Raw genomic sequence first — 7,097 nt, forward strand, 5'->3', positions numbered from 1 at the left:
GGCAGATCATTGATACCTTTGTCAACTCGGTCTACGTCTTTGATGACCGGGTCGTACTCAATTTCAACTTCACGGACGATGCCAAAATGGTCACTCGTGAAGAGGTTTTAGGTTCGAGTGCTGTGGAGAATGCTCCACTAAAAAAGCACGAGATTTCGGTCTCGTGCTTTTCTTTTGCGGCAGATCCTGCTTCCTGCCGCAAATTGCATCAGATCCCGCCGTTTGCTCAATGAGTATTTCCCGCCGTCCCGTTATACTGGGAGGGAAATGGAATGAAACGATGGAGGAACAGACCATGAAATACGGTGTCATCGATGTGGGTGGCGGCCTGCGGGGCATTTACGGCGCTGGCGTGCTGGACCGCTGCCTGGAGGAGGACCTCCGCTTCGATCTCTGCATCGGCGTTTCGGCGGGCAGCGCCAATATGGCGTCCTATCTGGCAGGCCAGCATGGGCGGAACAAGCCCTTTTACGATGAATACTCCTTCCGCAGGGAGTACATGAGCGTGCACAACCTCATCCACAAGCACTCCTATCTCGATCTGGGCTATGTCTACGGCACCCTCAGCAATGCAGGCGGCGAGAATCCGCTGGATTACGCGGCGCTTGCCCGCAGCCCGGCAGAGCTCTGCGTGGTGGCCGCCAATGCACAGAACGGCGAGGCGCGGTATTTCACCAAGGCAGACCTCCACCCGGACGACTACCGCGTCCTCATGGCGTCCTGCTGCATCCCGGTCATCGACCAGCCCTGCGTCATCGACGGCGTGCCTTATTTTGATGGCGGCCTGGCTGACCCCGTCCCGCTGGAATGGGCCTTTGCCCACGGCTGCGACCGGGTGGCTCTCATCCTGACCAAGCCCATCGGGCTGGTGAGGAGTGATGCCCTGGACGAGCATCTGGCACACCTGTTGCAGTCGCATTACCCCGCTGCAGCCGAGGGGCTGCGCCGCCGGGCAGGGCGGTACAACACGGCTGTCCAGCGGGCGCGGGAGCTGGAGCGGCAGGGCCTTGTCTGCATCATCGCTCCGGACAGCACCGAGGGAATGTCCACCCTGACCAAGAACCGCGCCGGCCTTGAAAAAATGTACGCCAAAGGCAAACAGGATGCCGAAGCACTGGTGCGGTGGATGCAAAACACCAAACAAGATGAATCGGTGGGTACCTGGAGATGAAACCCGTTTACTTCCCTTGACAATATCCGCCCCGGACATTATACATATGATATGTACATACAGACAAAGGAGCCTGGAGCGGTATCGCTCTGGGCTTTTTTGCTTTGGAACAGAAAAAACGGATTTTTTTGCAAAAAACACTTGCAAAGCAGTCTTTCTTGTGGTAAAATAATTGAGCTGTGATTGCGCTGCTATAGCTCAGTTGGTAGAGCGCATCCTTGGTAAGGATGAGGTCTCCAGTTCGAATCTGGATAGCAGCTCCAGCTCAAACCGCCTTGATGGGAAACCGTCAGGGCAGTTTTTTTGCATCCATCGCTCTGCCGTCTGCAGCAGCGCAAGCCTGGCAGCCCCAGTCAAGGGAGCTGGCGCGGAGCGCCTGAGAGGCCCATCAAACAACAAAGCCGCAGGCCTGTTGAGGGCTTGCGGCTTTGCTGTTATGGGAAAGAGGTAAAAGTGTCTGTAAAATGTCGGTTTTAATCAGAAGTCGACCTCAGTGTCGTAGTAGCAGCACTTGAGCAGCTTCTCCATCTCCTCCTGACTGGGCTGGCGGGGATTGGAGCCGGTGCAGGCATCGCCGATGGCGTTCTTTGCGATCTCGGGCAGACGCTCCAGGAACACTTCCTCGGGAACAAAGCCCTGCTCGGTGGGGTAGGAATCGGGGCCGTAGTTCTTGATGCAGTGGGGGATGTTCAGCGCATCGTTCATGCCGCGCAGGTATTCGATGAGCAGCTTGACCTTCTCGTCGTCGTTGGAACCGCCCAGCTTCATCTCGTCAGCGATAACACCATAGCGCTTCTTGGCCTCGGGGTCCTTGGCGTTGAAGGCGATGACCTTGGGCAGATACATGGCGTTGGCAGCACCGTGGATGATGTGTGCGCCGTAGTCGGCAAAGGCAGCACCGGTCTTGTGTGCCATGGAGTGGACGATGCCCAGCAGCGCATTGGAGAATGCCATACCGGCCAGGCACTGTGCGTTGTGCATGGAATCACGCTTGGACATATCGCCATTATAGCTGTCCACCAGATCGCCCTGGATCATCCGGATGGCGAAGATGGCCAGCGGGTCGGTGTAGTCGCAGTGGGCGGTGGAAACATAAGCCTCGATGGCGTGGGTCATTGCATCCATACCGGTGTGGGCAACCAGCTTCTTGGGCATGGTCTCGGCCAGATCGGGATCGACGATGGCGACATCGGGGGTGATCTCAAAGTCAGCGATGGGGTACTTGATGCCCTTCTGATAATCGGTGATGATGGAGAAGGCGGTCACCTCAGTGGCGGTGCCGGAGGTGGAAGAGATGGCGCAGAAGTGGGCCTTGCGGCGGAGCGGCGGAATGCCGAACACCTTGCACATCTCCTCAAAGGTGATCTCAGGGTACTCGTACTTGATCCACATGGCCTTTGCGGCATCAATGGGGGAGCCGCCGCCCATGGCAATGATCCAGTCGGGCTCAAACTTCAGCATGGCCTCTGCGCCGCGCATGACGGTCTCAACAGAGGGATCGGGCTCGATGCCCTCAAACAGCTCCACTTCCATGCCGGCTTCCTTCAGGTAGCCAACAGCGCGGTCAAGGAAGCCGAACCGCTTCATGGAGCCGCCGCCGACACAGATCATGGCCTTTTTGCCGGTAAAGGACTTCAGGGCTTCCAGAGCACCCTTGCCGTGGTACAGATCGCGGGGAAGAGTAAAACGAGCCATAGGAAATACCTCCGATTCAATCAAAACTCTCTGGTCTGTGGATGCTTGACACAAAAATAACCAACTCTCTTACACAAAGTGTACTGCAAACCATCCAAAAGTTCAATTGCCGGAATGTGGAAAAATCAGACCCAATTTTGGGCATTTCGCTGGAAAGGGAAGGCTTTCCGGCCGGAGAAACCGGGAAAATGGCAAACAAAAAACCACCTGAAGCTCTAAGACTTCAAGTGGTTTTTCAATGGAGCTGCTATCCAGATTCGAACTGGAGACCTCATCCTTACCAAGGATGCGCTCTACCAACTGAGCTATAGCAGCAAATGGCGACCCGGATCGGGCTCGAACCGACGACCCCCAGCGTGACAGGCTGGTGCTCTAACCAACTGAGCTACCGGGCCATGATCGCTCAAGTTCGTGCGGCGTTTACCGCCGGAACGTGCCTTATTATACCGGAAGATGGGCGGCTTGTCAAGCGGAAAAAACAAAAAAGCCGCAAAAAAGATGAAAAAGGCGGACTTCTTCAGTCTGCTCACTGCATTCGCAGCCAGCTCCTTCCATGAGGGAGCCTCTTTGCAGGGGCACAAAGGCCCCATCCCAGAGGGGGCTGGCATCGCGCAGCGATGACTGGGGGAGTATGTCTGCGCAAAAACAAAACCTCCGGAACGGCTGCTCCGGAGGTTTGTGGCAGGGGTAGTAAGTCTCGAACTCACGGCACGCGGTTTTGGAGACCGCTGCTCTACCAACTGAGCTATACCCCTAAATCTATGCTGCATTCGCTGAATGCCTGCTTATTATATAAGATTCGGCGCAAAATGTCAAGCATAAATTTTCAGGTCTTGGTGTTGCAGCCGCAGCAGCCGTCCTTGGCGGCGGGCAGGCTCTGGGCCAGCTGCTCCAGAGTGACGCTGTCGATGTACTGGTTGATGACCTCGTCCAGCCCGGCCCAGAACGGCAGGGTGAAGCACTGCTCGGACATGGGGCACTCGTTGGTCTCGCTGCCAAGGCAGGGGATGGGGGCCACGCTGCCCTCAATGGCGCGCAGGATCTCACCGGCGGTGTAGTCGGCGGGGGCCTTGGTCAGCCGGTAGCCGCCCTGGCTGCCGCGCTCGCTTTTCACAAGCCCCACCCGGGCCAGCGGGGTGACGATCTGTTCCAGATATTTCAGGCTCAGGTTCTGCCGCTCGCTGATCTCTTTCAGGGAGACGGTGGTGCCCGGTGCGTAGCGGGCCAGCTCGGCCATCAGCCGCAGGGCGTAGCGGCTCTTTGTGGAAAATTTCATGGTCTACTCTCCTTGTTTCTCCCCTTAGTATACCACGCGGTGCAGGTTTTGCAAAGCGAAAACGCCGGTTTCTCTTGCCGAAACAAAAAACGTCTGTTATCATATAATAGAGAAATTATCGGAACTTGGAGATGAGACAATGGTAGAGAAAATCACTCCGGCCGAAGCCATCCGCCTGCTGGATGCAGGCAAGGCGCAGGCCGTGGATGTCCGGGAGCCGGACGAATTTGCCGTGGGGCATATCCCCGGCGCAAAGCTGCTGCCCCTGGGTGACGTGCTGACCCGCGCGGAGGAGGTCATGCCGGACAAAAACGCCCAGTGGCTGATCTACTGCCGCACCGGCCGCCGCAGTGCCGATGCCGCACAGAAGCTGGAAGCGCAGGGCTACACCGGCCTGCGTGATCTCGGCGGCATCCTGAGCTGGCCGTATGAGATCGAGGGCGATTTTGAGGGGCATTTTTAAAGGAAACTCCCCCAGTCTGCTTCGCAGACAGCCCCCTCTGAGATGGGGCCTGTCCGTGCGGTAAGCCTCCCTCCTAGAGGGAGGTGGCAGCGCACAGCGATGACGGAGGGAGTTTTGTGCAAAAGAAAGGATGTGCACTTATGGCGTTCGACCCGAAAAAGTTTGCCGGAGCCCATTGCGGCTGCCGGTATCAGCAGGACTACCGCCCCACGCTGGGCCGGGACGGCAAAAAGGAATCCGGTACGCTGGAGGTCATCAAATTCTATTATGATGGTGCCATCCGCTTTGAGCAGCACTGCTACGGCGAGGCGGCGACCTTTGTGTTCGGCGTGTGGGCTTCCGGCATGGATGCCGACGGCACCCTCCACTGGGCCCTGCCGGATAAGCGCAAGAGCTATTATGATGAGGAATACCTGCCCAAAAAGCTGGACCGGGTGGACGAAGCGGGCAATCTGTACTTCGATGGCGGCACCTTCCCCTGGAAGCTGGCCGATGATTTTGCCGAGGATCGGCGCTGGGGCTACCCCAAATGGAAGGTGGTTCTGGGAAAGCTGGCCGGAAAAGGCCGCTGAATCTGCCCGGATTGTTACGGATTGATGAATTTCCAGTATTCCTATTGACATGCTAGGGAATGATATGGTATAACATTCCCGTTAAAAGGTATCATAGGCCCGGACGTTCGGTCCGGAAATGCAAAAACGATTTGTCGTTTGCCAGAAAGGATCAATCCCATGGAAACTATGGAGAAAGTGGTTTATCTCGACAATGCCGCCACGACTGCCTGTGCCCCGGAGGTGCTGGCAGTGATGACCCAGGCCCTGAGCGGTGCCTGCGGCAACCCCAGCAGCCATTACAGCGTTGGCTATGAGGCCAAAGAGTTTGTGGACACCGGCCGCGCCCAGGTGGCAAAGGCCATCAACGCGTCTCCGGCGGAGATCTTCTTCACCGGCTGCGGCTCCGAGGCCGACAACTGGGCCGTGAAGGGCACTGCCTTCACCAAGGCCCGCCAGAACAAGAAGCACCTCATCACCAGCGCCTTTGAGCACCACGCCATCATGCACAGCATGGCGGCTCTGGAGCGCATGGGCTTTGAGGTCACTTATATCAAGCCCACCCCGGAAGGTTATATCCGCCCGGAGGATGTGGAGGCGGCCATCCGTCCCGATACCGCGCTGGTCAGCATTATGATGGCCAACAACGAGATCGGCACCATCCAGCCCATCAAGGAAATTACGGAGATCGCCCACAAGCACGGCGTGTGGATGCACACCGATGCGGTGCAGGCCGTTGGCACCATTCCCGTGGATGTCAAGGAGCTGGGCGTGGATATGCTGTCCATGAGCGCCCACAAGTTCAATGGCCCCAAGGGCATGGGTGCACTGTACTGCCGCAAGGGCATCTGGCCCCAGAATCTGATCGACGGCGGCAGCCAGGAGGCCCGCCACCGCGCCGGCACCGAGAACGTGGCCGGTATCGCCGGTATGGGCAAGGCCCTGGAAATGGCCGTCGCCCATCTGGACGAGCGGATGGCCCACGAGAAAGAGCTGCGTGATTACGTCATTGACCGCGTGCTCAAGAACATCCCGGAGGCCCGCCTGAACGGCGGCCTGGAGCACCGCCTGCCTGGCAATGCGAACATCAGCTTCCCGGGCCTGGAGGGCGAGACCATCCTGCTGGATCTGGATATGCACAACATCTGCGCATCCACTGGCTCTGCCTGCAACTCCGACAGCCTGGACCCCAGCCATGTTCTGCTGAGCATCGGCGTGCCGGAGGAGATCGGCCATGGTTCCATGCGGTTCACCTTTGGCCCGCAGAATACCATGGAGGAAGCAAAATATCTGTGCGACGTGCTGGAGGAGGTCATTCCCCGCCGCCGTGCTATGAGTTGTATGTGGCTGCAGGGCCAGAACACCGCCCGCCAGTTCAGCCTGAAGGGAGAAAACTAAGATGGCAAGTATGTATAGCGCAAAGGTCATGGAGCATTTCGCAAACCCGCACAATGTTGGTGAGATCCCCGACGCAAACGGCGTGGGTGAAGTCGGTAACCCCAAGTGCGGCGATATCATGCGCATGTACCTGAAGATCGAGAACAACGTGATCGTTGATGTCAAGTTCCTGACCTTTGGCTGCGGTGCCGCCATTGCCACCAGCAGCATGGCCACCGACCTCATCAAGGGCAAGACCATTGACGAGGCCCTGAAGCTGACCAACAAGGCCGTTGTGGAAGCTCTGGAAGGTCTGCCCCCCATCAAGGTGCACTGCTCTGTGCTGGCCGAGCAGGCGGTCAAGGCCGCTCTGTCCGATTACTACCGCCGTCAGGGCATCGATCCGGAACCCATCGTGGGCAAGCTGGAAGAAGACTGTGACCATTGCAGCGGTGAGAGCTGCAAGGTCTGAGCAGGATCCGCAGAATCATAAAAAGGGGTGGTTCCCGGTAGCAGAGTTCCCATAAAACAGTATTTGCAAAAGCTCCCGAAATGGGGAAGATT

Annotated in this window: 7 protein-coding genes, 4 tRNA genes and 1 pseudogene; 7 read left to right on the forward strand and 5 right to left on the reverse strand. The window is 57.7% G+C overall.

Annotated features, from left to right (window positions below):
* The 3 genes and pseudogenes from J3352_RS13960 to J3352_RS13970 form a co-directional block, all read left to right on the forward strand.
* Nucleotides 1–233, forward strand: a pseudogene (locus J3352_RS13960) (recombinase family protein); the annotation flags it as partial.
* Between the two features lie 62 nt (nt 234–295).
* A complete protein-coding gene (locus tag J3352_RS13965; RefSeq protein ID WP_347563006.1) occupies nt 296–1,171 on the forward strand; it encodes a patatin family protein in 876 nt (291 codons plus the stop codon).
* 187 nt (nt 1,172–1,358) lie between these two features.
* A tRNA-Thr gene (locus tag J3352_RS13970) sits at nt 1,359–1,434 on the forward strand.
* A 214-nt stretch (nt 1,435–1,648) separates the two neighbouring features.
* Here J3352_RS13970 and J3352_RS13975 read toward each other — a convergent pair.
* From J3352_RS13975 to J3352_RS13995, 5 genes are all read right to left on the reverse strand, one after another.
* The gene (locus J3352_RS13975; RefSeq protein ID WP_097771321.1) at nt 1,649–2,866 is read right to left on the reverse strand and encodes an iron-containing alcohol dehydrogenase; all 1,218 of its coding nucleotides are present in this window, start codon (nt 2,864–2,866) and stop codon (nt 1,649–1,651) included.
* Nucleotides 2,867–3,105: 239 nt separating this feature from the next.
* Nucleotides 3,106–3,181 (reverse strand) — tRNA-Thr (locus J3352_RS13980).
* 3 nt (nt 3,182–3,184) lie between these two features.
* Nucleotides 3,185–3,261 (reverse strand) — tRNA-Asp (locus tag J3352_RS13985).
* 284 nt (nt 3,262–3,545) lie between these two features.
* Nucleotides 3,546–3,621: transfer RNA gene (locus J3352_RS13990), tRNA-Trp, on the reverse strand.
* 71 nt (nt 3,622–3,692) lie between these two features.
* Nucleotides 3,693–4,142, reverse strand: a complete 450-nt coding sequence (locus tag J3352_RS13995; RefSeq protein ID WP_005934524.1) for an Rrf2 family transcriptional regulator — start codon at nt 4,140–4,142, stop codon at nt 3,693–3,695.
* Between the two features lie 139 nt (nt 4,143–4,281).
* On the opposite strand from J3352_RS13995, the gene J3352_RS14000 reads away from it, so the two are divergent.
* The 4 genes from J3352_RS14000 to nifU all read left to right on the forward strand — a co-directional run bounded on the left by J3352_RS14000 (nt 4,282) and on the right by nifU (nt 7,005).
* Nucleotides 4,282–4,605, forward strand: coding sequence for a rhodanese-like domain-containing protein (locus J3352_RS14000; protein WP_005934523.1), 324 nt, complete (start codon nt 4,282–4,284; stop codon nt 4,603–4,605).
* Nucleotides 4,606–4,745: 140 nt separating this feature from the next.
* Nucleotides 4,746–5,177 carry a hypothetical protein gene (locus J3352_RS14005; RefSeq protein ID WP_154277147.1) on the forward strand — a complete coding sequence of 144 codons (432 nt, stop codon included), beginning with the start codon at nt 4,746–4,748 and terminating at the stop codon, nt 5,175–5,177.
* A 159-nt stretch (nt 5,178–5,336) separates the two neighbouring features.
* Nucleotides 5,337–6,554 carry a cysteine desulfurase family protein gene (locus J3352_RS14010; RefSeq protein ID WP_156067573.1) on the forward strand — a complete coding sequence of 406 codons (1,218 nt, stop codon included), beginning with the start codon at nt 5,337–5,339 and terminating at the stop codon, nt 6,552–6,554.
* 1 nt (nt 6,555) lies between these two features.
* Nucleotides 6,556–7,005 (forward strand): Fe-S cluster assembly scaffold protein NifU, encoded by a 450-nt coding sequence (gene nifU / locus J3352_RS14015; RefSeq protein WP_005934520.1) that lies wholly within the window; start codon nt 6,556–6,558, stop codon nt 7,003–7,005.
* Nucleotides 7,006–7,097: the final 92 nt, after the last annotated feature.

The sequence above is a fragment of the Faecalibacterium sp. Marseille-Q4164 genome (assembly GCF_017377545.1).
Lineage (GTDB): Bacteria > Bacillota > Clostridia > Oscillospirales > Ruminococcaceae > Faecalibacterium > Faecalibacterium duncaniae.